Genomic DNA, 23,035 nt, shown 5'->3' with positions numbered 1-23,035 from the left:
CCCACCCCATAGTTCGGTCCAGGACCACCTACGGGGCGGCCGGTGGGTGTCTCCCCATGGCCGCCCCGCAGAAAGCGTTCCTCAATCAGAGGCCCGTCACACTCCGGACGTCACTTCCGACTGTGCCGACGACTCCGCGCCCGGCTTGCCCTCGCGCCGGTTGCGCAGCACCGACGAGCCGAAGGAGAGCGCGATCAGGACCACGCCGATCAGGCCGGTGATGACCTCGTGGATCTCGTAGCGGATCGTGACGAGCAGGATGACGCCCAGCGCGCCGATCGCGTAGTGCGCGCCGTGCTCCAGGTAGACGTAGTCGTCCAGGGTGCCCTTGCGGACCAGGAAGACGGTCAGCGAGCGGATGTACATCGCGCCGATGCCCAGACCCAGGGCCATCTCGAAGATGTCGTTGGTGATGGCGAACGAGCTGATGACGCCGTCGAAGGAGAACGAGGCGTCGATGACCTCCAGGTAGAGGAACATGAAGAACGCGGCCTTGCCGGCCAGGCCCACCGCGGCGCCGGTCCCGCTGCCCTTCTTCTCCGCCGCGGCCGGCTCGGCGCCGTCCTCGGCCTCCTCGGCCGCGTCCTCGTCTTCCAGCCGGCCCTCGAAGTAGCCGGAGATCCCGCCGACGACGAGGTAGGTGATCAGGCCCGCGACGCCGGAGAGCAGGACCGTGGTGGTCTTGTCGCCGCCGCCGTGCGCGGCGTGCGGCGCCACCGTGAGGGCGCTCACCAGCAGCACGACCAGGGCGACGATGACGGAGAGGGTGTCGAGCTTGCCGATCCGGGCGAGCGGCTTCTCGATCCACGACAGCCACTTGTAGTCGCGGTCCTCGAAGATGAAGTCGAGGAAGATCATCAGCAGGAAGATGCCGCCGAAGGCCGCGATGGCCGGGTGGGCGCTGGTGACCAGTTCCTGGTAGTGCGCCTTGTCGTTGACGGCGAGTTGGACCGCCTCGATCGGCCCCAGCTTCGCGGTGATCGCGACGATGATGACCGGGAAGACCAGCCGCATGCCGAACACCGCGATGAGAATGCCGACGGTGAGGAAGATCTTCTGCCAGAAGGCGTTCATCTTGCGCAGGATGCCCGCGTTGATGACCGCGTTGTCGAAGGAGAGCGAGATCTCCAGGATGGACAGGATCCCGACGATCGCGAGCCCCTGCCACCCCCAGAGGACGCCGGCCAGGCCGAGGCCGACCACCGTGACGGCGAACGACCAGCCAAAGGTTTTCAGGAGCACTGCCTACCCAATCCGTCTGTGTGGGTCCCCCCGCGCCGGTGCGGGGCGCTTTGCGAAACGTTGACCCGAAGTGTAGAGCGCGAAGTTTGCGGACGGGGCGGTCGGCCCCGACCCGGCCGGAGAGCCGCAGGTCGGAGTCCAGGTCGGCTGAGGCACGCGCCCCACGGAGCGCGCGGCGCGGCGGTGGACCGCGCCGCGCGCACGGCGCTCACGAGACGTCGACCCCGAAGTCCAGGGCGATCCCGCGCAGCCCGGAGGCGTACCCCTGGCCGACCGCGCGGAACTTCCACTCGCCGTTCCGGCGGTAGACCTCGCCGAAGATCATCGCGGTTTCTCCGGCGGCGTCCTCGCTGAGGTCGTAGCGGGCGAGCTCGCCGCCGTCGGACTGGTCGACGATGCGGATGAAGGCGTTGCCGACCTGGCCGAAGCTCTGGCCGCGCAGATCGGCCTCGTGGATCGAGACCGGGAAGACGATGGCCTCCACCTGCTCGGGGACCTGGGTGAGGTCGACCAGGATCGTCTCGTCGTCGCCCTCCCCCTCGCCGGTGAGGTTGTCACCGGTGTGCTCGACGGATCCCTCGGGACTCCTGAGGTTGTTGTAGAAGACGAAGTACTCGTCCCCCAGCACCCGGCCCGACCGGCACAGCAGCGCGCTGGCGTCGAGGTCGAACGGCGCTCCCGTGGTGGACCGCGCGTCCCAGCCGAGGCCGACCGCGATCCGGGTGAGATGCGGAGCGGCCTTGGAAAGGGAGACGTTGCCCCCCTTGGCGAGTGTGACGCCCATGGTGTTCGTTTCCTCCCCGGTGTCGGTGCGGGGCGCGGCTCACGCCCCTCAAACGCGTCCGGCGCCGCACTCCCCGGGCAGGGGCGTACGGCGCCGGACGCGGTTGCGTCGTGCGGTCAGACGTTGACGCCGAAGTCCTGCGCGATGCCGCGCAGGCCCGAGGCGTAGCCCTGACCGATGGCGCGGAACTTCCACTCCGCGCCGTTGCGGTACAGCTCGCCGAAGACCATGGCGGTCTCGGTCGAGGCGTCCTCGCTCAGGTCGTAGCGCGCCAGCTCCTTGCCGTCGGCCTGGTTGACCACGCGGATGTAGGCGTTGCGGACCTGGCCGAAGCTCTGCTGGCGGGTCTCGGCGTCGTAGATCGACACCGGGAACACGATCTTGCTGACGTCGGCGGGGACACCGGCGAGGTTCACCTTGATGGCCTCGTCGTCGCCCTCGCCCTCACCGGTGGTGTTGTCACCGGTGTGCTCAACCGAACCGCACGGGCTCTTGAGGTTGTTGAAGAACACGAAGTTCTGGTCGTTGGCGACCTTGCCCTGGTCATTCGTCAGCAGGGCGCTGGCGTCCAGGTCGAAGTCCGTACCGGTGGTGGTACGCGCGTCCCAGCCCAGACCGACGAGAACGGCGGTCAGATTGGGGGCTTCCTTCGTCAGCGAGACGTTGCCGCCCTTGCTGAGGCTGACTCCCACGAGTCCTCCCGTAGATTCGAGGGGTACGTCATGATGTGCGCCCCCATCGTGCATGGCATCGGATCAACGATTTGATCCTAGTGACCGGTTCCCGCCGAATGCAGAAATCGCACATGGATCTTGACGGATGTCCGGCGCCGCGCCCTGCGTGACGAAAGGACTCAGAGGGTTTCGAGGGCCTTGACGTAGTCGTTGAGGTCGCGGGCGTCGGGCAGGCCGTTGACGACCGTCCAGCGCACCACGCCCTCCTTGTCGATGACGAAGGTGCCGCGGACCGCGCAGCCCTTCTCCTCGTCGAAGACGCCGTAGGCGGTGGACGCCGCGCCGTGCGGCCAGAAGTCCGACAGCAGCGGGTACTCCAGGCCCTCCTGCTCGGCGAAGATCCGCAGCGAGAACGGCGAGTCGTTGGAGACCGCCAGCAGCTGCACGTCGTCGTTGACGAACTTCGGCAGCTCGTCGCGGAGCGCGCACAGCTCACCGGTGCACACGCCGGTGAAGGCGAAGGGGTAGAAGAGCAGGACGACGTTCTTCTCGCCACGGAAGTCGGAGAGCTTCACCAGCTCGCCGTGCTGGTTCTTCAGCTCGAAATCCGGAGCCTTGGTGCCGACCTCGATCGCCATGGGACTTCCTTCCCGCGTCACTCTCAACTGGACGCGACCACCCTACGCGCCCGGGCCTAGGCCCTGCCGTCGCACTCCCGCCGTCTGCCCGGAGGGCAGGCCGGGCGGCGTTCGGTGCGTGCTCTCGGCGTGCCGGGCGACGACCTCTGTACTGGAGTACTGGGGTCGTCGCCCGGTGCGGCGAGAGTGCGTGCCGGGCGACGACCGGCAGGCGGGAGTGCGACGGCAGGGCCTACGGCCGGTGCACCGCGCCTGAACTGCGCCGAGCCCCTTCCGGAACGCTTCCGGAAGGGGCTCGGCGAGGACGTCGAGTGACGCGGCAGGGTCAGCGCTTGGGCGAGATCAGCCGGCTGCCGGTCCAATCCTTGCCCGCGTTGATGCTCCGGGTCTGCGACAGACCCGAGGTCTGTGCGGCCTCGTTGATGTCGCTCGGCTCGATGTAGCCGTCGCGGCCCGTCTTGGGCGTCAGCAGCCAGATCTGGCCGCCTTCGTCGATCAGACCGATGGCGTCCACCAGCGCGTCCGTGAGATCACCATCGTCGTCTCGGAACCACAGGACGACGACATCAGCGACATCGTCGTAGTCCTCGTCCTCGAGTTCCTGGCCGATGATGGCCTCGATGCCTTCGCGGAGCTCCTGCTCGACGTCGTCGTCGTAGCCGATCTCCTGGACCACCTGTCCGGGCTCGAACCCCAGCTTGGCGGCAGGGTTGGTCCGCTCCTCCGCGTGGTCCGCGGTCGCGCTCACGGATTGCCTCCTGTCATGTTTCGGAAAATACTCGGGGACCCCGCGCGTGCGCGGAGCATTGGGCGTAGTCCACACGTGCCGGGCGGATCGCGCAAGTACCCGGCGATCGAGACCGCCGAAACGGTGACGATCGACGGGCCCGCCGTCGCGGCCCGCCCCTCACCAGGACACCATGAAGTGATACGCACCACAGCATTGTGCCGGGTATATGGGGTACGCGGGAAGGAATGGCCCCCGCGCAGGGTATCGGAGCATCCGCGCTCCCCCACCGGCCGCTGCGCGGCCGCACGCCGGGGCGTTTCGCGATGGGCGTATGGTTGCGATTTGGCCGACCACACGAATCGGCCCTCTCAGCGCCCTCTCCCAGCGGGTGGTTACCCATCGGTAGAGGTGACGTATCCCAGTGGCTCGGTACACGATGGAAGACGGCGCGACACAAGGCCCAGACAACATTCGTTCCCGTGCGCAGCGGCAGCAGCAGGCGCAGCACGACACGAACCGAACACGAAGGAACAGCGTGGCTTCCGGATCCGATCGAAACCCGATCATCATTGGCGGCCTTCCCAGCCAGGTCCCGGACTTCGATCCCGAAGAGACCCAGGAATGGCTCGACTCGCTCGACGCGGCCGTCGACGAGCGAGGCCGGGAACGCGCCCGCTACCTCATGCTCCGGCTGATCGAGCGCGCCCGTGAACGGCGTGTGGCCGTGCCCGAGATGCGGAGCACGGACTACGTCAACACCATCGCGACCAAGGACGAGCCGTTCTTCCCGGGCAACGAGGAGATCGAGCGCAAGGTCCTCAACGCGACCCGGTGGAACGCCGCCGTCATGGTCTCGCGCGCCCAGCGCCCGGGCATCGGCGTCGGCGGCCACATCGCCACCTTCGCCTCCTCCGCCTCGCTGTACGACGTGGGCTTCAACCACTTCTTCCGCGGCAAGGACGAGGGCGACGGCGGCGACCAGGTCTTCTTCCAGGGCCACGCCTCCCCCGGCATCTATGCCCGCGCCTACCTGCTGGACCGCCTCAGCGAGGCCCAGCTGGACGCCTTCCGCCAGGAGAAGTCCAAGGCGCCCTACGGCCTCTCCAGCTACCCGCACCCGCGGCTGATGCCGGACTTCTGGGAGTTCCCGACCGTCTCGATGGGCCTGGGCCCGCTCGGCGCGATCTACCAGGCCCGGATGAACCGCTACATGGAGGCCCGCGGCATCGCCGACACCTCCAAGTCGCATGTCTGGGCGTTCCTCGGCGACGGCGAGATGGACGAGCCCGAGTCGCTCGGCCAGCTGTCCATCGCCGCCCGTGAGGGCCTGGACAACCTGACCTTCGTCGTCAACTGCAACCTCCAGCGGCTGGACGGCCCGGTCCGCGGCAACGGCAAGATCATGCAGGAGCTGGAGTCGCAGTTCCGCGGCGCCGGCTGGAACGTCATCAAGCTGGTGTGGGACCGCAGCTGGGACCCGCTGCTGGCGCAGGACCGCGACGGCATCCTGGTCAACAAGCTCAACACCACCCCCGACGGCCAGTTCCAGACCTACGCCACCGAGACCGGCGCGTACATCCGCCAGCACTTCTTCGGTGACGACCACCGACTGCGCGCGATGGTCGAGAACATGACCGACGACCAGATCCTGCACCTGGGTCGCGGCGGCCACGACCACCGGAAGATCTACGCGGCGTACGCGGCGGCCAAGGCCCACAAGGGCCAGCCGACCGTGATCCTGGCCCAGACCGTCAAGGGCTGGACCCTCGGCCCGAACTTCGAGGGTCGCAACGCCACGCACCAGATGAAGAAGCTGACGGTCGAGGACCTCAAGCGCTTCCGCGACCGGCTGCACCTGCCGATCCCGGACAAGGACCTGGAGGACGGCCTGCCGCCGTACTACCACCCGGGTGAGAAGTCCGAAGAGATCCAGTACATGCACGACCGCCGCAAGGGGCTGGGCGGCTATGTGCCGACCCGTGTCGTGCGCGCCAAGCCGCTGGCGCTGCCCGGCGACAAGGCGTACGCCACCGCCAAGAAGGGCTCCGGGGCGCAGAAGATCGCCACGACCATGGCGTTCGTCCGCATCCTGAAGGACCTGATGCGGGACAAGGAGATCGGCAAGCGCTTCGTGCCGATCGCGCCGGACGAGTACCGCACCTTCGGCATGGACGCGTTCTTCCCGTCGGCCAAGATCTACAACCCGCTGGGCCAGAGCTACGAGTCGGTGGACCGCGAACTCCTGCTGGCCTACAAGGAGTCGCCGACCGGCCAGATGCTGCACGACGGCATCACCGAGGCGGGCTGCACCGCGTCGCTGATCGCGGCCGGCTCCGCGTACGCCACCCACGGCGAGCCGCTGATCCCGGTCTACGTCTTCTACTCGATGTTCGGGTTCCAGCGGACCGGCGACCAGTTCTGGCAGATGGCCGACCAGCTCTCGCGCGGCTTCGTGCTCGGTGCGACCGCCGGTCGCACCACCCTGACCGGTGAGGGTCTGCAGCACGCCGACGGCCACTCCCAGCTGCTGGCCTCGACCAACCCGGCCTGTGTCGCCTACGACCCGGCCTACGGCTACGAGATCGCGCACATCGTCAAGGACGGTCTGCGGCGGATGTACGGCGAGACCGCCGACGGCCGGCCGGGCGAGGACGTCTTCTACTACCTGACCGTCTACAACGAGCCGATCGTGCACCCGGCCGAGCCGGAGGACGTCGACGTCGAGGGCATCCTCAAGGGTCTGCACCGGATCAAGCCGGGCGGCAAGGGCGAGCACTCGGCCCAGATCCTCGCCTCGGGCGTCGCGGTGCCGTGGGCCCTGGAGGCCCAGCAGATCCTCGCGGACGAGTGGAACGTCAAGGCCGACGTGTGGTCGGCGACGTCCTGGAACGAGCTGCGCCGCGACGCGGTGGAGGTCGAGGAGCACAACCTGCTCCACCCGGAGGAGGAGCAGCGCGTCCCGTACGTGACGCAGAAGCTCCAGGGCGCCGAGGGCCCGACGCTCGCGGTCTCGGACTGGATGCGTTCCGTCCCGGACCAGATCGCGCGCTGGGTGCCCGGCACGTACCAGTCGCTGGGCGCCGACGGCTTCGGCTTCGCGGACACCCGCGGTGCCGCCCGCCGCTTCTTCCACATCGACACCCAGTCGATCGTGCTCGGCGTGCTCACCGAGCTGGCCAAGGAGGGCAAGGTCGACCGCTCGCTGCTGAAGCAGGCCATCGACCGCTACCAGCTCCTGGACGTGGCGGCCGCCGACGCGGGTGAGGCCGGCGGCGACGCCTGACCTTCCCGCGGTCGTCCGCCGCACCCTCTCCCCCGCGCCCCCCGACCGGCGAAGCCCGCCGGTCGGGGGGCGCGGTGCGTCCGCCGCGGACGACCGGCTCAGTGCTCCCACAGCTTGAACGCCCTTACCTGGTAGGGGGATCGGGGCACCCAGCTGCCGCCGCCCGGGTAGGTGTCGAACTCGCCGGTCTCGGCGCAGACGGCGCTCTGGTAGGTGGTGACCGGGCGGCCGGTGCGATTGGCGAGCGAGGCGGCGGTCATCCCCTTGGGGAGGGTCACACAGCTCTCGATGTCGGTGCCGGACAGCTCGTAGGTCTGCCGCCGGCCGCCGAACTCCGTGCCCGGCCAGAGGCACAGTTGACCGGCCGCGCAGTTGCCTGCGGCGGTCCGGGCGTGGCCGCCGCCGGACCCGTGGGCGGTCGGGGCGCCCAGGGCGGACGGCGTGAGCAGGGCCGCGGCCAGTGCGGCGAGGCCGGTGACGAGCGCGGTGCTGCGGAACGTGCGGGACGCGTGGATGCGCATAGGAGTCTCTCCCCCGTGTCGTGGCCGTGGCGGGCCGCGCGGTCTCGGCGCGGCCACGGCGGTGGCGTCCGCTGCGGGCGGGGTGCCCACGGCGGGTTCGGGATCGAGCGTGCGGCGGAGCGGGGCCGTCCGCCAAGGCCGTGGCCGCTCCTCCACCCGGATCAGGTATGGGGATAACTCGTCGGGGGTGAATCGGCCTGCTGCCACGCGGAGTTGACGCGTCGCGGGCGGCCGGGGCGGGGTGCGGAAACCGTTCCTCGCCGGCGCGGCACGGGAGTCGGGCGGGCCGCTCGCCCAGGAGGCGGGGACCGGGGGCGGCGGTTCCCGGCTCGCTTCATCCGGATGAGGGATCCGGTGTGCGGTCCCGTGGCCAACTGCCGTCTGGCGTGTGGCGATTGCCGGCGGACGCGGGAGGAGAGCGACGGGTTGACGCGGAGGGGCGGGGGCCGGGCCCCGTGTTCGCTCCCGTACGCGCGACGGCGCGCGGCCGACCGAGGGGGTGCCTCGGCCGGTCGCGCGCCGTGGGACGGACCGGGTGACGCCGCGGGGCGTCGGTGCGGCGAGGGTCAGATGTGGCCGACGCCTGCGCCCGCCTCCGCGTTCTCGCCGCGCTTGGTGAAGAGCGCGACGGCGGCGGCGAGCACCGCCACCCCGCAGGCGACCGTGAAGGCCAGGCCCATGCCGGAGACGAAGGTGTCGTGGGCGACCGCGGTGATCTTCTCGGCGTACAGCTTCGGGGTGCCCTTCGGCACCGGCGCGAGGCCCGCCGAGACGGCGTCGGACGCCATGGAGAGCTGCTCGGGCCGCAGCGGCGGGAGGCCGGCGCCCTGCCACTTGCCCGGAAGGTCGTGGTCGACGCGGGAGGCCATCACCGCGCCGAGCACGGCGGTGCCGAGGCTGCCGCCGACCTGCATCGCGGCCTGTTGGAGACCGCCGGCGACGCCGGAGAGCTCCAGCGGGGCGTTGCCCACGATGACCTCGGTGGCGCCGACCATGACGGGCGCGAGGCCCAGGCCGAGCAGGGCGAACCAGACGGACATCGGGCCGGTGGTGGTGCCGGCGTCCAGCCCGGACATGCCGTACATCGCGACGGCGGTGACGACCATGCCGCCGACCAGCGGGATGCGCGGGCCGAACTTGGTGATCAGCGCGCCGGCGAGCGGCGAGCCGACGATCATCATGCCGGTCAGCGGGAGGAGGTGCAGGCCGCTGTCGACGGGGGACATGCCGTGGACGTTCTGGAGGTAGAACGTCACGAAGAACAGGCCGCCCATGAAGGCGAAGGCCATCAGGACCATCAGGACCGTGCCCGCGGTCAGCGGCACGGAGCGGAACATCCGCAGCGGGATGAGCGGCTCGCGCACCCGGGTCTCCAGGACCGCGAAGAGCCCGAAGAGGACGACCGAGCCGATCAGGAAGCCCCAGGTCGTCATGGAGCCCCAGCCCCACTCCGTCGCCTTGATCAGCGGCCAGATCAGGCAGAACATCGCGCCGGACAGCAGCACGATGCCGGGGATGTCGAAGGAGCGGGGGGCGTTCTCCGCGCGGTGGTCCTTGAGGATCACCAGGCCGAGGACCAGGGCCAGCGCGCCGACCGGCACGTTGATGAAGAAGACGGACTGCCAGCTGACGTGCTCGACCAGCAGTCCGCCGACTATCGGGCCGCCGGCGGTGGAGGCGCCGATGACCATGCCCCAGATGCCGAGGGCCATGTTCAGCTTCTCGGCGGGGAAGGTGGCGCGCAGCAGGCCCAGCGCGGCGGGCATCAGCAGCGCACCGAACAGCCCCTGCAGCACGCGGAAGACGATGACCAGCGCGACCTGGCTGGAGAACCCGATGGCGGCGGAGGCGACGGCGAAGCCGGTGATGCCGATCAGGAAGGTCTGGCGGTGGCCGAAGCGGTCACCGAGTTTGCCGGCCGTGATCAGCGAGACGGCCAGGGCGAGCATGTAGCCGTTGGTGATCCACTGCACGTCGGCGAGCGACGCGTCCAGATCCTGCTTGATGGCCGGGTTGGCGATGGCGACGATCGTGCCGTCGAGCGCCACCATCATCACGCCGATGGCGACGGAGAACAGCGTCAACCAGGGATGGCCCCGCAGCCCCTTGCGAGGCTCCGGTACGGGAAGTTCCGGTGCGACGTGGGCAACCGGGGTCTGAGAGCTCATGATTCGAGGCTAATGTCAGCTACTGACAGTTGACAAAGTAATTCATGAGTCGGTAACTGTCATTTAGCTCACAGGTATCCTGAGCAGCGAGAATTCCACGGAAAGGCGGCGCAGGATGGCGGACCCGACGCCGCAGACAACTCCCCCCGGCGGGCTGCGCGAACGCAAGAAGCAGCGCACCCGCGACGCCCTGATCCGCGCGGCGCTGGAGCTGTTCACGGAGCAGGGCTACGAGGCCACGACGATCGACGAGATCGCCGAGGCCGTGGACGTCTCGCAGCGCACCTTCTTCCGGTACTTCAGCAACAAGCAGGAAGTGACCTTCGCCGTCCAGGACATGGTCGAGGCGCGCTTCCTGGAGGAGCTTCGGGCCCGGCCGGCGGACGAGCCGCCGCTGCCCGCCCTGCGCGGCGCGGTACTGACCGCCTGGGACGAGATCGGCAACGCCATCGCGTCGGTGATCCCGGTGGATCTGTACATGCGCACGTTCCAGATGATCGAGTCGACTCCGGCGCTGGTCGCCGCGCACCTGCGGCGCTTCACCGAACTGGAGGAGCAGATCGCCCAGTTGATCGCCCGGCGGGAGGGGCTGGACGTGGACGTCGACCCGCGCCCGCGGGTGCTGGTCGCGGCGTTCAGCGGCGTGATGCGGGTGGCCGGGAAGGTGTGGGGCGAGGGCCACGACTGCAGCGTGGCGGCGATCCGCGACGTGACCCAGTCCTATCTGGACCACATCGGACCGGCGATCGAGACCGACTGGCGGGGGAAGGGGACCCCTCGCGCCGGGCATGAACACGCCCGCGACCAGGCGTAACGCCCCCCGCCCGGTGCGTGATCGGTTCACGCCTCAATGAGACCGGGCCTGCACAACCGAGCATCGAACGACGATGCAATGTGTCCGTTTTGACACAAATACCCTGCACGAAACGTGAGATGCCTCACGGGGACCCGCGGGCACCCTCCCTCGTCTCCTAGGGTGGCCCGCGGTGACTTCTTTCCCGGGCCTCGCTCCCTCCTCCGGTTTCCTGCAGTCCACTGTCTGGCGTACCGCGCTCGCCCTGCTGGTGGTGTTCGTGATGCTCGCCATCACGGGCTGGACGGCCATCAGAAGCACCAAGGAGGACGCCAACCCCCTGGCCACCGCGAAGAACGCCTGGCGGCACGCCACGTTCCACGGACGGCCGCTGCCCGACCCCGACGCCGCACCGGCCACCGTCCGCGCCTTCTTCGCCTCCCTCGACCGGGCCGAGCGCGCGCAGCTGGCGCACCGCTACCCGCTGGTCGTCGGCAACATGGGTGGCGCCCCCGTCACGCTCCGGTACCGCGCCAACCAGATGGCGATCGACGACGCCCGCGTGATCGAGAAGCGGCGCATGGACGATCACCGGCTCACGCCCGTCGGCCGCCAGGAGGCGAGCCGGCTGATGCACCGCCTCGAATCCCTGATGAGCCCGGGCCGGCAGATCCTGGCGTTCGACCCGGCGGGCGACGGACGGGCCGCGGAGGTCTTCGGCAACCTCGCCACCGCCGACCGGGTCTCCGTGGTGGTACCCGGCGTGGACACCAACCTCTCGACCTTCGAGCGCACCGCCAAGGCGACCGCCGCCCCCGTGGGCATGGCGAAGTCCCTGTACGAAGCCGAGCGGGCGGCCCGCCCCGGCGCCCGTACAGCGGTGATCGCCTGGGCCGACTACACCACGCCGTCCGGACTGGGCGTCGAGGCGGCCACCGGGCAGCTCGCCCGGGCCGGGGCCGTCCGCCTGCGGTCCCTGGTGGACGCGCTGCCGTCCACCGACTCCGTCTCGCTGTTCTGCCACAGCTACGGTTCCGTGGTGTGCGGGGTCGCGGCCCGGGACCTCCCTGCCGACGTCACCGACATCGCGGTGGCCGGCAGCCCCGGCATGCGGGCCGGGAACCTGTCGGGCCTGGGCACGCGCGCCCGGGTCTGGGCGATGCGGGACGCCGACGACTGGATCCAGGACGTGCCGTACCTGGAGGTCGGCGGGCTCGGCCACGGTGCCGACCCGGTCGATCCGTCCTTCGGCGCCCGGATCCTCTCCGCCCAGGGCGCGGCCGGCCACGCCGGCTACTTCGCGCCCGGCACCCAGAGCCTGCGCAACTTCGCCCTCGTCGGGGTGGGCGACCTCGGGTCGGTGGACTGCGCCGCCAGCGACCCCCGCTGCAGCGCGGACCTGGCCTGACGGCCGGCCGCGCCACCGCCGGCGCCCGCGGGTACGGCCCGGCGCCCGGGGACGGGCCGTACCCGCGGGAACCGCGCCCGCGCCGGGTGACGTGAACAGGGCAAGGGCGACGACCGGGCGACCGGGAGCCCTTTTGACACGCGTAGCGCTGGTGTCCGGAAGGGGGACGGGCGGGCAACCACCCGCATACGATGAGCCGCATGGGTGATGTGCTAGTCGGTTTTCACGCCGCCTGGGAGTTCGACTCGGACTCCGTACTCATCCGCTTCGAACGGGGGATCCGCAGGCCGAGGCTGTTCCAGGCGCTCGGCGAGCGACGCATTCCGTACGAGGCGCTGAGATCCGTCGAGGTCTCCGCGGGCAGGCGCGGCACGGTGGTGCTGCACGCCGTGCCGCGGCAGGGCGCCGACCCCCTGATGGAGGCGGCGAACGGACAGCTCAAGGAGGACGCCGACCCCTACCGGCTGGTGCTGCCGGCCGACCGCGAGACGCTGGCCTCGTACTACGCCGACGAGCTGCGCGCGGCGCTGGGCCCCGCCGCCAAGGAACCGGCCGAGCGGCACCTGGTGGCCGCGCCCCCGCCCCCGCTGCACTTCAAGGCGTACGACGGCAAGGCGTCCTTCGACGGCCGGTCGGTGGTCTTCCGCTGGTTCTGGACGGGCGCGTCGTCGGCGAAGTGGAAGAGCGGCGACCAGACCTTCGCGATCGGCGAGCTGGCCGGGGTGGAGTGGCGCTCGCCGGAGATCCTCAACGGCTACTTGCGGCTGCTGGAGCGGGACGCCCCCGAGCGGCCCTCGGGCGAGGCGGACCAGGACCCGGCCGCGGTGGTCTTCGGGCTCGGCTACGGGCCGGTCCACGAGTCCCTGCCGTTCGCGGCCTCCGTCCTCCAGGCCGTGCGGGCCGCCGGGCCCGCGCCGGACGGGCCGGAGCGGGCGACGGTGCGGCGCGCCGGCAGCACCGGCCGGGACCCGGCCGACATCGCCGACCGGATCCGGCACCTCGGCGAGCTGCACGAGGCGGGACTGCTGACGGACGTCGAATTCAGCACGAAGAAGGCGGAGTTGCTGGCGGAGCTGTGAGCGGCGGGTGCTCCCCCGGCGGCCGGCCCGCGGCACCGACGCCCGGTGTCATACCGTGGTACGGGGCCGAAGCCCGCACCACGGTATGACGCCCGGCCGCGTGCGGTCCGCTTACATTGATCCCGCGATGTCCAAACGATCTCTCCTCTCCGAAGACGGGCCGACCGGCGGCGACGGGCGCCGGCCGACCCGCGAGTCCGCGCTGCGCGTCGCCCGCCGGGTGGCCGGGGCCGCGCGGCCCGCGCTGCGGGTGCTCGCCACCGAGCTCGGCACCCCGAACCGCCCCGGCACCCCGCTGTTCGGCAACGTCCAGCGCCGCTGGGTGCGCAACCTGCCGTACGCGGTGGCGTTCGCGTTCGCGGTGTCCCTGCTGCCGTCGGGGGTCAATGTCCTCCACAACGACTACGGCATGGCCGGCAGCCTCGCCGGCGCGCTGGCGACCGCGCAGAGCGTGCCGCTGCTGCTCGCGGTGACCCGGCCGCTGCAGGCGTGGTGGGTGATGTTCGGGGCGAACGTCGTGTGCGCGGTGGTGCTGACCGGCGTCGACGGTGTCGCGGGCCGCCCGTGGCCGTGGCCGCCCACGGTGATCGTCGGCTATCTCGCGCTGATGCTGGCGCTGTCGGTGCGCGAGCGGCGGCGCACCCTGATCGCGGTCTGGCTCACGACCGGGGTGACGGGGATCCTCTTCGAGGCGGTCGCGCCCGACCGCAGCGAGAGCTCCTGGGTGCTGATGTTCGTGCTGTCCGGCGTGGTGCTGCTGCTCGGCGCCGCCCTGCGGGAACGAGGCGACGCCCAGCGGAAGTTGCTGGAACAGGAGACCATCAGCGAAGCCGAGCGGGCCCGCCGCACCCTGCTGGAGGAGCGCGCCCGCATCGCCCGCGAGCTGCACGACGTCGTCGCCCACCACATGTCGGTGATCACGGTCCAGGCCGACAGCGCCCCGTACCGCATCAGCGGGATACCCCAGGAGGCCCAGGAGGAGTTCGGGGCGATCGCGGCGAGCGCCCGCGAGTCGCTGGCCGAGATGCGCCGTCTGCTCGGGGTGCTGCGCAGCGAGGAGACCGAGCGGCAGGACGCCCCGGAGAAGGCCCCGCAGCCCGGGGTCGGCCAGCTGCCGAAGCTGGTCGAGGCGACCGTACGGGCCGGTGTGCCGGTCGAGTTGGCGCTGCCCGGGGAGCCGGTGGCGCTCGAACCGGCGGTGGACCTGTCGGCGTACCGCATCGTCCAGGAGGCGCTGGCCAACGTGGTGCGGCACGCTCCGGGCGCGTCGACCCGGGTGTCGGTGACGGTGACCGCCGACCGCGCGCGGCTGACGGTGCTGGTGGTCAACGAACCGCCCGCCCCGCCGGTGACCGCGCCGCTGGAGACCAGCGGCACCGGACACGGCCTGGTGGGAATGCGGGAGCGGGTGCGCCTGGTGGATGGCACGCTGGACACCGGCCCGCTGCCCGACGGCGGCTTCCGGGTCGCCGCCCAACTCCCGCTCTCCGCACCGCGCACCCCGCCCGACCCCCTCTCCCCGAAGGACTCCGACGCCCCATGACGACCCGCGTGATCATCGTCGACGACCAGGCCATGGTGCGGGCGGGTTTCGCCGCGCTGCTCGCCGCGCAGAGCGACATCGACGTGGTGGGCGACGCTGCGGACGGCGCCGAGGGCGTCCGGCTGAGCCGGCAGGTGCACCCCGACGTGGTGCTGATGGACGTCCGGATGCCGGAGATGGACGGGCTGGAGGCGGCCCGTCAGCTGCTCCACCCGCCGATCGGGGTCACCCACCGCCCGAAGGTGCTGATGCTGACCACCTTCGACGTCGACGACTACGTCTACGAGGCACTGCGGGCGGGCGCGTCCGGTTTCCTGCTCAAGGACGCACCGCCGGCCGACCTGATCTCCGCGGTCCGGGTGGTGGCGGCCGGGGAGGCGCTGCTCGCGCCGTCGGTGACCCGCCGGCTGATCGCCGACTTCGCCCGCCAGCGGCCGGCGCCCCGTACGGACCGCACCGCGCTGCGGCTCAACGGCCTCACCCCGCGCGAGACGGAGGTGCTGGAGCTGATCGCCCGCGGTCTGTCCAATCAGGAGATCGCCGAGCGGCTGATCCTCGCCGAGCAGACCGTGAAGACCCATATCGGCCGGGTGCTAGCCAAGTTGGAGCTGCGCGACCGCGCCCAGGCGGTGATCTTCGCCTATGAGTCGGGGCTGGTCTCACCCGGCGAGCGGTGAGCGGATACCGCCGTTTCGGGTTGTCCCCACCCGGTCTTCGGGGTAGCCCCACCACCCCTGAGGGGGCAGCCCCCGGCTCCTCCTCCCGGGGTACGACCGCCGGTCGGGACCCCCTACCCCGGTATCACCCGGGAGTTGGCTCCGCGGTGTGACGCCGCGTCACGCAGCGGCTTTCTACCTTTCCCTCCGCCACACCGCTGGAAGAGGGAGAGACCACCATGACCGTGCTGCGGAACGCCGCCCGACGCGGCAAGCGGACGCTCGCCGCCGCCGTCCTCGCGCTGGCCGTCGTCGCGGGGACCGGCGGCTGGGCGGCCGGTTCCGCGCAGACCGCGGTCACCGGCCCGGCCCCCGGCGCCGCCGCCTGGCGCGCCGACCACTCGCTCGGGGTGCGCCTGCCGGACCCGGCGAGCGCCTCCCCCGCCGACGTCGCCCGGTTCTTCGCCGGCCTGACCGACGCCCAGCGGCAGGCGCTCGCCGCCCGGCACCCGCTGACCGTCGGCAACCTCGACGGCGCGCCGGTCGCCCTGCGCTACGAGGCCAACGCCCGCGCCCTGCGCGCGGAACGGGACCGCGAGCTGGCCCGCGCCACCGACCCGGCGGGCACCCTCCAGGACCACCGGCAGGCCAGGAAGACGGCCGAGCGCTACACCGCGCTGCTCGCGCCCGGCCGCCGGATCCTCGCCTTCGACCCGCGCGGACGAGGCCAAGTGGCGGAAGTGCACGGCGACTTGGCGACCGCGCAGCGCGTCGCGGTGATCGTGCCGGGCTCGGACATCGACCTGACCACGTTCGACCGCGCCACCGACCCGTACGGCACGCCGACCGGGATGGCCACCTCGCTGCGCCGGCAGATGGCCGCCGAGGCGCCCGGCGTGCGGACGGCGGTGATCGCCTGGGTGGGGTACACCACCCCGGCCGGCCTCGGCCCGGACGCCGTCACCGGACGGCTCGCCGAGGCCGGCGCGCCCCGGCTGACCCGCTTCCTGGCCGGCCTGGCCGCCACCGGGACCCCCGCCCCGGCCGTGCTGTGCCACAGCTACGGGTCGGTGGTCTGCGGACTGGCCGTCCCGCACACCGGCCGCGGCCGGCTCGCCGACCTCGTCGTCTTCGGCTCGCCCGGGATGCGCCGGGACAGCACCGCGGAGCTGCACACCACGGCCCGGATCTGGGCGGCGCGGGACGCCTCGGACTGGATCGGCGACGTCCCGAACGTCGAGCTGTTCGGCCTGGGGCACGGCACGGACCCGACCGATCCGGCGTTCGGCGCCCGCCGGGTGCCCGCCGAGCGGGCCCAGGGCCACACCGGCTATCTCGCCCCCGGCACCGACTCCCTCCGCAACTTCGCCGCGATCGCGCTGGGGCGCTACGCCGACGTGCGCTAGGGCCTGTCGTCAAACTCCCGTCGTTCGCCCGAAGGACCTCCCTCACATGACCACCAAGAGCCACCTCACTCGCACCAGCCCCACCGCCAGCGCGCACCGGCCGCCCGCCGGACGGGCCGCCGGCCCCGCCGCCCCGGTCCGCGCCGTCCGCTCCGTCCGCTCCGTCCGCGCCAGGGCCGGCGCCGCCGTGCGCGCCGTCGACGCCCGCACCCCGGCCGACCGGGACCGGGCCATCGACGGACTGCGCGCCCTCGCCCTGCTCGCCGTCCCCACCGGGCACTGGCTGCTCGGCGGCTTCACCCGGGACGCCGACGGCGCGCTGCACAACGCCAGCCCGCTGACCGCGCTCGGCTTCCTCGCCCCGGCGAGCTGGCTGCTGCAGATGCTCGGCATCTTCTTCCTGGTGGGCGGCCATGCCTCGGTGCTGTCCCTGCGGCGGACCGCCGCACGCGGCGGCTCGACCACCCGGTGGCTGGGCGGCCGGATCGCCCGCCTGGGCCGCCCGGTGCTGGGCGTGACCGCCGTCTGGGCCACGCTGATCCCGCTGCTGCACGGCCTGGGCGTGCCCACCGCGACGCTGCGCACGGGGGCGACGCTGGTCATCCAACCGCTGTGGTTCGTCGGCATCTACGCGGTGGTCACCGCGCTCACCCCGTACTGCGCCGCCGCCGCGCGGCGACTGGGCCTGTGGAGCGCGGCGCCGCTGCTGGCGTCGGTCGCCGCCGTGGACTTCCTGCGCTACGGGCCGTTCGCCGCGGCCATGCCGTCCTGGCTGAGCCTGCTCAACCTGCTGCCCGGCTGGCTGTTCGCCTACCAACTCGGCGTCTGCTGGGGCGAACGGCGGCTCGGCCGGCGCGCCGCCTGGGGCCTGCTGCTGGGCGGCACCGCGCTGTTCGCCACGCTGCTGGTGTTCTTCCACTACCCGGCGAGCATGGTGGGCGTCCCCGGCCAGGACCGCACCAACTCCCATCCGCCGTCGCTGCTGGTCCTGGCGCTGGCCGCGGCCCAGTCCGGGGCGGCGGTGCTGCTCCGGAACAAGCTGGCCGGGCTGCTGCGCCGGCCCGCCCTGTGGGCGCCGGTGGTCGTGATCAACCTGTCCGCGATGACGATCCTGTGCTGGCACCAGACGGCGATGTTCGCGGCGGCCGTGCCGGCGTCGATCGTGGGCGCCGTACCGGGTCTGACGACCGCGCCGGACGCGGTCGCCTGGATCCCGGAGCGGCTGGCCTGGATGCCGGTCCTCGCCGTCCTGCTGGTCCTCATCGGGGCGGTCACCCGCCGCTTCGAGGCGCCCTGGGCGGGCGTCGGGCGGACCCTGCGGACGAGTGCCGCGGTGCTGGCGGCGGCCTTCGCGGTGTTCGCGCTGGGCTATGCGTAGCCGGTGCGGGCGCCGGGGCGCCACGGCGGGTGGACGACACCTGCCCCGGCGCCCCGCGGCGCACCCGCCGGCCGGCGGCTACTCCCGCCCGGCCGAGGTGAACCGCATGTCGGCGTAGCGGTCGCCGGCCACCTTGCCCGCGATCGGCTCCAGCAGCGCCAGTTCCTCCGCGGTCAGCCGGATCCGGGTCGCGCCGACGTTCTCCTCGACCCGCCCGCGCCTGCGGGTGCCGGGGATCGGGACGACCGCCAGCCCGCGCGCGTCGGCCTGCTGCTGCACCCAGGCGAGCGCGATCTGGCCGAGCGTCGCGCCGTGTGCGTCGGCGACCGTGCGGACCGGCTCCAGGAGAGCCGCGTTGGCCGCCGCGTTGTCGCCGGTGAAGCGGGGCTGCTGGCGGCGGAAGTCGTCGGCGGCCAGTTCCTGGTCGGCGTGGACGAAGGAGCCGGTCAGGAAGCCGCGGCCGAGCGGCGAGTACGGGACGAGGGCGACGCCGAGGTCGGCGGCGACCGGGACCACGCCCGACTCGATGTCGCGGCTGAAGAGCGACCACTCGGACTGGACCGCGGCGATCGGGTGCACGGCCTGGGCGGCGCGGAGCTCGGAACCGGTCACCTCGCTCAGGCCCAGGTACTTCACCTTGCCCTCGGCGACCAGCTCGGCCATCGCGCCGACCGTCTCCTCGACGGGGACGTCCACGGCGCGGCGGTGCATGTAGTAGAGGTCGATCTGCTCGACGCCGAGGCGCCGGAGGCTGGCCTCGACGGCCTGGCGGATGTAGGGGCGGTCGTTGCGGATGACGCGCCTGGTGGGGTCCTTCGGATCCTGGCCCAGCGCGAACTTGGTGGCCAGGACGACCTCGTCGCGGTGCGCCTGGACGAAGGGGGCGATGAACTTCTCGTTCTCCCCGTCGCCGTAGACGTCGGCGGTGTCGTAGAGCGTGATGCCCAGTTCCAGGGCGCGCTCCAGGGTGGCCCGCGCCTCGCCGACGTCCTCGGTGGGTCCGTAGGCCCAGCTCATCCCCATGCAGCCCAGGCCCTGGACGCCGACCCGCGGGCCGCCGGTGCCCAGCTGGACGGTGCCGATCTTCGTGTCGTTCGCCATGGAATTCAGAACCTCTCGGACGCCCGCCGGGCGTCGGCGTAGATATCGATCTTGTAGTCGAGAACGTCCAGCGTGCTCTGCAGGTCGGCGATCCGCTGCCGCACGTCCTCGCGGTGCCGGGTGAGCAGTTCCTCACGCTCGGGGAAGGTGCTCTCGCCCTCCCGCACCAGCTCCGCGTACCGGACCATGTCCGCCACCGGCATGCCGGTCAGCCGCAGCCTGGAGACCAGCTCCAGCCAGTCCAGATCGCGGTTGGTGAAGCGCCGCTGGCCGGTGTGCGTCCGGTCCACGTGCGGCATCAGGCCGATCCGCTCGTACCAGCGCAGGGTGTGGGCGCTGAGGCCGGTGTGCTCGGCCACCTCGCTGATCGTGTACCGGTCCTGGCCGGCCGGCCGCGGGTGGGGGGCGCGCGGGGTCGCGCAGCCCGCGGCCGTGGCCGGCCGCGGCCGGGTGCGCACCACCTTCGGCAGTCCCTCCACGACCGTGCCGCCGGTCACCGGTTCGCTCTGCGTCACCGTCATGCCGCGTCCTACCCCCACTCGCTTCCCGGGCGCGCGCCCGGGACGTCATCGCGCCGCCGGTCGTTCCGCCGGGCGCCTGCCGACTTCCTCAACGCTAGAGAGTTGGAGTGCACTCCAAGCAAGCACCGACCGCGGTCGGTCTTGACCGGAATTTGAAGGCCCAGCGCCCTGTCGTCACGCTCCCGCCGTTCGCCCGGACCGCGAGGCAGGCGGGAGGGTGACGACGGGGCCCTGGGCACCCCGTAGGCTCGGGACCATGCAGAGCCTGGGGATGATCGAGAACTGGCCGGTGCCCACCGCCGCGGCCGCCGTCGTACGCGCCGACGGCTCGGTCGCCGGATCGTACGGCCCGCTGGAGCACCGCTTCCCGCTGGCGTCCGTCACCAAGCCGCTGGCCGCCTACGCCGCACTGGTCGCCATCGAGGAGGGCGCCGTCGAGCTGGACGAGCCGGCCGGACCGGAGGGGTCGACGGTCCGTCATCTGCTCGCCCACACCTCGGGCCTGGCGTTCGACGAGGCGCGCCCGATGGCCGTCCCGGGCACCCGCCGGATCTACTCCAACGCCGGCTTCGAGGTGCTCGGCGACCACCTCGCCAAGGCCACCGATATCCCGTTCCCGCAGTATCTGCACGAGGCGGTGCTGGCCCCGCTGGGGATGACGTCGACCGAGCTGGCCGGCTCACCGGCCAAGGACGGCGTCTCCACCGTCGCGGACCTGGTCCGCTTCGCGGCCGAGCTCCAGGCGCCGCGGCTGCTGGCGTCGGGGACCCTCGCCGAGGCGACGCGGGTGGTCTTCCCGGGCCTGGCCGGGGTGCTGCCGGGCTACGGCCACCAGAAGCCCAACGACTGGGGGCTGGGCTTCGAGATCCGCGACGGGAAGGCGCCGCACTGGACGGGCGCGGCCTCCTCGCCGGACACGTTCGGACACTTCGGGCAGTCCGGGACGTTCCTGTGGGTGGACCCGGCGGCCGGGGCGGCCTGTGTCGCACTGACCGACCGGGACTTCGGCCCGTGGGCCGTCGAGGCGTGGCCGGCGCTGACCGACGCGGTCCTGGCCGAGCTGGCCGGGCAGCGCTGAGTCCCGGCCGCCGACCACCGGTGCCCGGAGCCGGCACGCGGGCTCACCCGTACACCGGCTCCGTCCCCATCTCCCACACCAGGCACTCGGCCCCCTCCGGCGCCACCAGCTCCAGCCCGTGCTCCTCACCGATCCGCGCCGCGTCCCCGGCCACCAGGTGCTCGGCGCCCAGCCACACCTCGCCCCGTACGACATGGACGTAGACCCGCGCGGCATCCGGGACGGCGGTGCGCCCGCCCGCCCCGAGGCGGCACACCCGCAGCGCGGCGCCGGCCCGCGGCAGACGGTGGGGCACGCCGTCGGCGACCTCCCGCACCACCTCGTACTCCGGCTCACCGCCGGGGGCGAGCGGCGTCAGCCACATCTGGACGAAGCGCAGCGGCGCCGTGCCGTCGTTGCGCTCGACGTGCCGGACGCCGCCGGCGGAGCTGAGCCGCGCCAGGTCCCCGGGGCGTACGGTCGTGGCATGCCCGGTCGAATCGCCGTGGGTCAACTCGCCCTCGACGACCCAGGTGACGATCTCGGTGTCCCGGTGGGGGTGCTCGTCGAACCCGGCGCCGGGCGCCAGGCGCTCCTCGTTGCAGGCGACCAGCGCGCCGAAGCGCAGGTTGTCCGGGTCGAAGTGGGGCCCGAAGGAGAACGCGTGCCGCGACTCGATCCCGGCGTCCGCGTCGCCGCCCCGATAGCGTTCCTCGCCCCTGCGCACCTGAATCATCGGGCCACCGTAGCCCCACCGCTCCACCCCCTCATCCCGATAGGGCAGGCTTGGTCCCGTGTCTGAACCCGCATCGCGCGACGCGCACCCGCACTCCGCGACCCTCCGACGGCTGGAGAACTCCTCCGGCAAGCTGGCCGCCGCGGCGATCTCCCGCATGGACGCCACGCTGCCGTGGTACCGCGCGATGCCTCCGGAGAACCGTTCCTGGATCGGCCTGGTGGCGCAGGCCGGCATCGCCGCGTTCACCGAGTGGTTCCGGCATCCGGAGACACCGCAGGCGATCAGCACCGACGTCTTCGGCACGGCGCCGCGCGAGCTGACCCGGGCGATCACCCTGCGGCAGACGGTGGAGATGGTCCGCACCACGATCGAGGTGATGGAGTCCGCGATCGACGACGTCGCGGCACCGGGCGACGAGTCCGTGCTGCGCGAGGCGCTCCTGGTCTACGCCCGGGAGATCGCCTTCGCCACCGCCCAGGTCTACGCGCAGGCCGCCGAGGCGCGCGGCGCCTGGGACGCCCGCCTGGAGTCCCTGGTGGTCAACGCGGTGCTCTCCGGGGAGGCCGACGAGGGCGCGGTCTCCCGGGCCGCGGCCCTCGGCTGGAACGCGCCGGAGCATGTGTGCGTGGTGCTGGGCACCGCCCCGGACGGCGACAGCGAGCTGACCGTCGAGGCGATCCGGCGGGCCGCCCGGCACGCCAAGCTCCAGGTGCTGACCGGTGTGCTGGGCAGCCGGCTGGTGGTGATCGCGGGCGGTTCGGACAATCCGCTCAAGGCCGCCAAGGCGCTGATCGGGCCGTTCGCCGCCGGTCCCGTGGTGGCCGGCCCGGTGGTCTCCGACCTGCTCGCCGCGACCCGCTCGGCGCAGGCCGCGGCGGCCGGCCTGCGGGCCTGCGCGGCCTGGCCGGACGCCCCCCGGCCGGTGCTCGCGGACGACCTGCTGCCGGAGCGCGCGATGGCCTCGGACCCGGTCGCGCGGGAGCAGCTGGTGGAGGAGATCTACAGACCGCTCGAAGAAGCGGGGTCGGCGCTGCTGGAGACGCTGAGCGTCTATCTGGAGCAGGCGAGCAGTCTGGAGGGCGCCGCCCGGATGCTGTTCGTCCACCCCAACACCGTGCGCTATCGGCTCCGTCGTGTGACGGACGTCACCGGATGGTCACCGTCCGATGTGCGCTCCGCATTCACGCTGCGTATCGCCCTGATTCTGGGGCGTCTCGCTGACGGTGAGGCGCAACCCTAGACTTTGTCGAACACCAACAATTCCCCCGATGGTTCTTCGTCCCTGTCCCCACGGGCGGGCGGGACCTCCCGCAA

Annotated in this window: 20 protein-coding genes; 10 read left to right on the top strand and 10 right to left on the bottom strand. The window is 72.1% G+C overall.

Features of this window, described 5'->3' with window-relative positions:
• Positions 1–96: 96 nt before the first annotated feature.
• The 5 genes from MOV08_RS28425 to MOV08_RS28405 all read right to left on the bottom strand — a co-directional run bounded on the left by MOV08_RS28425 (position 97) and on the right by MOV08_RS28405 (position 4,086).
• Positions 97–1,242 carry a DUF475 domain-containing protein gene (locus MOV08_RS28425; protein WP_275309393.1) on the bottom strand — a complete coding sequence of 382 codons (1,146 nt, stop codon included), beginning with the start codon at positions 1,240–1,242 and terminating at the stop codon, positions 97–99.
• 208 nt (positions 1,243–1,450) lie between these two features.
• A complete protein-coding gene (locus tag MOV08_RS28420; protein ID WP_275309392.1) occupies positions 1,451–2,026 on the bottom strand; it encodes a TerD family protein in 576 nt (191 codons plus the stop codon).
• 116 nt (positions 2,027–2,142) lie between these two features.
• A complete protein-coding gene (locus MOV08_RS28415; protein ID WP_039636901.1) occupies positions 2,143–2,718 on the bottom strand; it encodes a TerD family protein in 576 nt (191 codons plus the stop codon).
• A gap of 161 nt (positions 2,719–2,879) precedes the next feature.
• On the bottom strand, positions 2,880–3,338 hold the full coding sequence (locus MOV08_RS28410) for a peroxiredoxin (RefSeq protein WP_067352000.1): 459 nt from the start codon (positions 3,336–3,338) through the stop codon (positions 2,880–2,882).
• 325 nt (positions 3,339–3,663) lie between these two features.
• Entirely contained in the window at positions 3,664–4,086 is a 423-nt protein-coding gene (locus tag MOV08_RS28405) for a DUF3052 domain-containing protein (protein WP_275309391.1), read from the bottom strand.
• Positions 4,087–4,603: 517 nt separating this feature from the next.
• Here MOV08_RS28405 and aceE point away from each other — a divergent pair.
• The gene (gene aceE / locus MOV08_RS28400) at positions 4,604–7,351 is read left to right on the top strand and encodes a pyruvate dehydrogenase (acetyl-transferring), homodimeric type (protein ID WP_039636893.1); all 2,748 of its coding nucleotides are present in this window, start codon (positions 4,604–4,606) and stop codon (positions 7,349–7,351) included.
• Positions 7,352–7,449: 98 nt separating this feature from the next.
• On the opposite strand, the gene MOV08_RS28395 is transcribed toward aceE, so the two are convergent.
• Complete coding sequence (locus MOV08_RS28395) at positions 7,450–7,872, bottom strand: peptidase inhibitor family I36 protein (RefSeq protein WP_073442099.1); 423 nt, start codon at positions 7,870–7,872, stop codon at positions 7,450–7,452.
• A gap of 566 nt (positions 7,873–8,438) precedes the next feature.
• On the bottom strand, positions 8,439–10,040 hold the full coding sequence (locus tag MOV08_RS28390) for an MFS transporter (protein ID WP_039636890.1): 1,602 nt from the start codon (positions 10,038–10,040) through the stop codon (positions 8,439–8,441).
• 115 nt (positions 10,041–10,155) lie between these two features.
• On the opposite strand from MOV08_RS28390, the gene MOV08_RS28385 reads away from it, so the two are divergent.
• The 7 genes from MOV08_RS28385 (at position 10,156) to MOV08_RS28355 (ending at position 18,303) form a co-directional block, all read left to right on the top strand.
• Complete coding sequence (locus MOV08_RS28385; protein ID WP_039636888.1) at positions 10,156–10,854, top strand: TetR family transcriptional regulator; 699 nt, start codon at positions 10,156–10,158, stop codon at positions 10,852–10,854.
• A gap of 172 nt (positions 10,855–11,026) precedes the next feature.
• Positions 11,027–12,241, top strand: a complete 1,215-nt coding sequence (locus tag MOV08_RS28380) for an alpha/beta hydrolase (RefSeq protein ID WP_275309390.1) — start codon at positions 11,027–11,029, stop codon at positions 12,239–12,241.
• A gap of 200 nt (positions 12,242–12,441) precedes the next feature.
• Positions 12,442–13,320, top strand: coding sequence for a DUF4429 domain-containing protein (locus MOV08_RS28375; RefSeq protein WP_039636884.1), 879 nt, complete (start codon positions 12,442–12,444; stop codon positions 13,318–13,320).
• 127 nt (positions 13,321–13,447) lie between these two features.
• Entirely contained in the window at positions 13,448–14,863 is a 1,416-nt protein-coding gene (locus tag MOV08_RS28370; RefSeq protein ID WP_275309389.1) for a sensor histidine kinase, read from the top strand.
• On the top strand, positions 14,860–15,540 hold the full coding sequence (locus MOV08_RS28365) for a response regulator (protein ID WP_067351978.1): 681 nt from the start codon (positions 14,860–14,862) through the stop codon (positions 15,538–15,540). The genes MOV08_RS28370 and MOV08_RS28365 overlap by 4 nt, the downstream gene beginning before the upstream one ends.
• A 218-nt stretch (positions 15,541–15,758) precedes the next feature.
• On the top strand, positions 15,759–16,925 hold the full coding sequence (locus MOV08_RS28360; RefSeq protein WP_275309388.1) for an alpha/beta hydrolase: 1,167 nt from the start codon (positions 15,759–15,761) through the stop codon (positions 16,923–16,925).
• Between the two features lie 46 nt (positions 16,926–16,971).
• Positions 16,972–18,303 carry an acyltransferase family protein gene (locus MOV08_RS28355; protein WP_275309387.1) on the top strand — a complete coding sequence of 444 codons (1,332 nt, stop codon included), beginning with the start codon at positions 16,972–16,974 and terminating at the stop codon, positions 18,301–18,303.
• Positions 18,304–18,381: 78 nt separating this feature from the next.
• Here MOV08_RS28355 and MOV08_RS28350 read toward each other — a convergent pair whose 3' ends face one another.
• Positions 18,382–19,404 carry an aldo/keto reductase gene (locus MOV08_RS28350; protein ID WP_275309386.1) on the bottom strand — a complete coding sequence of 341 codons (1,023 nt, stop codon included), beginning with the start codon at positions 19,402–19,404 and terminating at the stop codon, positions 18,382–18,384.
• Positions 19,405–19,409: 5 nt separating this feature from the next.
• On the bottom strand, positions 19,410–19,925 hold the full coding sequence (locus tag MOV08_RS28345) for a MerR family transcriptional regulator (RefSeq protein WP_275309385.1): 516 nt from the start codon (positions 19,923–19,925) through the stop codon (positions 19,410–19,412).
• Positions 19,926–20,181: 256 nt separating this feature from the next.
• Here MOV08_RS28345 and MOV08_RS28340 point away from each other — a divergent pair, with 256 nt between their 5' ends.
• On the top strand, positions 20,182–21,003 hold the full coding sequence (locus tag MOV08_RS28340; RefSeq protein WP_039636869.1) for a serine hydrolase domain-containing protein: 822 nt from the start codon (positions 20,182–20,184) through the stop codon (positions 21,001–21,003).
• A gap of 43 nt (positions 21,004–21,046) precedes the next feature.
• Here MOV08_RS28340 and MOV08_RS28335 read toward each other — a convergent pair whose 3' ends face one another.
• Entirely contained in the window at positions 21,047–21,718 is a 672-nt protein-coding gene (locus MOV08_RS28335) for a pirin family protein (protein WP_275309384.1), read from the bottom strand.
• 58 nt (positions 21,719–21,776) lie between these two features.
• Here MOV08_RS28335 and MOV08_RS28330 point away from each other — a divergent pair, with 58 nt between their 5' ends.
• Positions 21,777–22,961, top strand: a complete 1,185-nt coding sequence (locus MOV08_RS28330; protein ID WP_039636865.1) for a PucR family transcriptional regulator — start codon at positions 21,777–21,779, stop codon at positions 22,959–22,961.
• Positions 22,962–23,035 lie beyond the last annotated feature (74 nt).

This window comes from Streptomyces yunnanensis, assembly GCF_029011865.1.
In the GTDB taxonomy this organism is placed as follows: Bacteria; Actinomycetota; Actinomycetes; order Streptomycetales; family Streptomycetaceae; genus Streptomyces; species Streptomyces yunnanensis.
The sequence above is the reverse complement of the archived record's forward strand: the minus strand, read 5'-3'. Positions and strand labels throughout refer to the sequence as shown.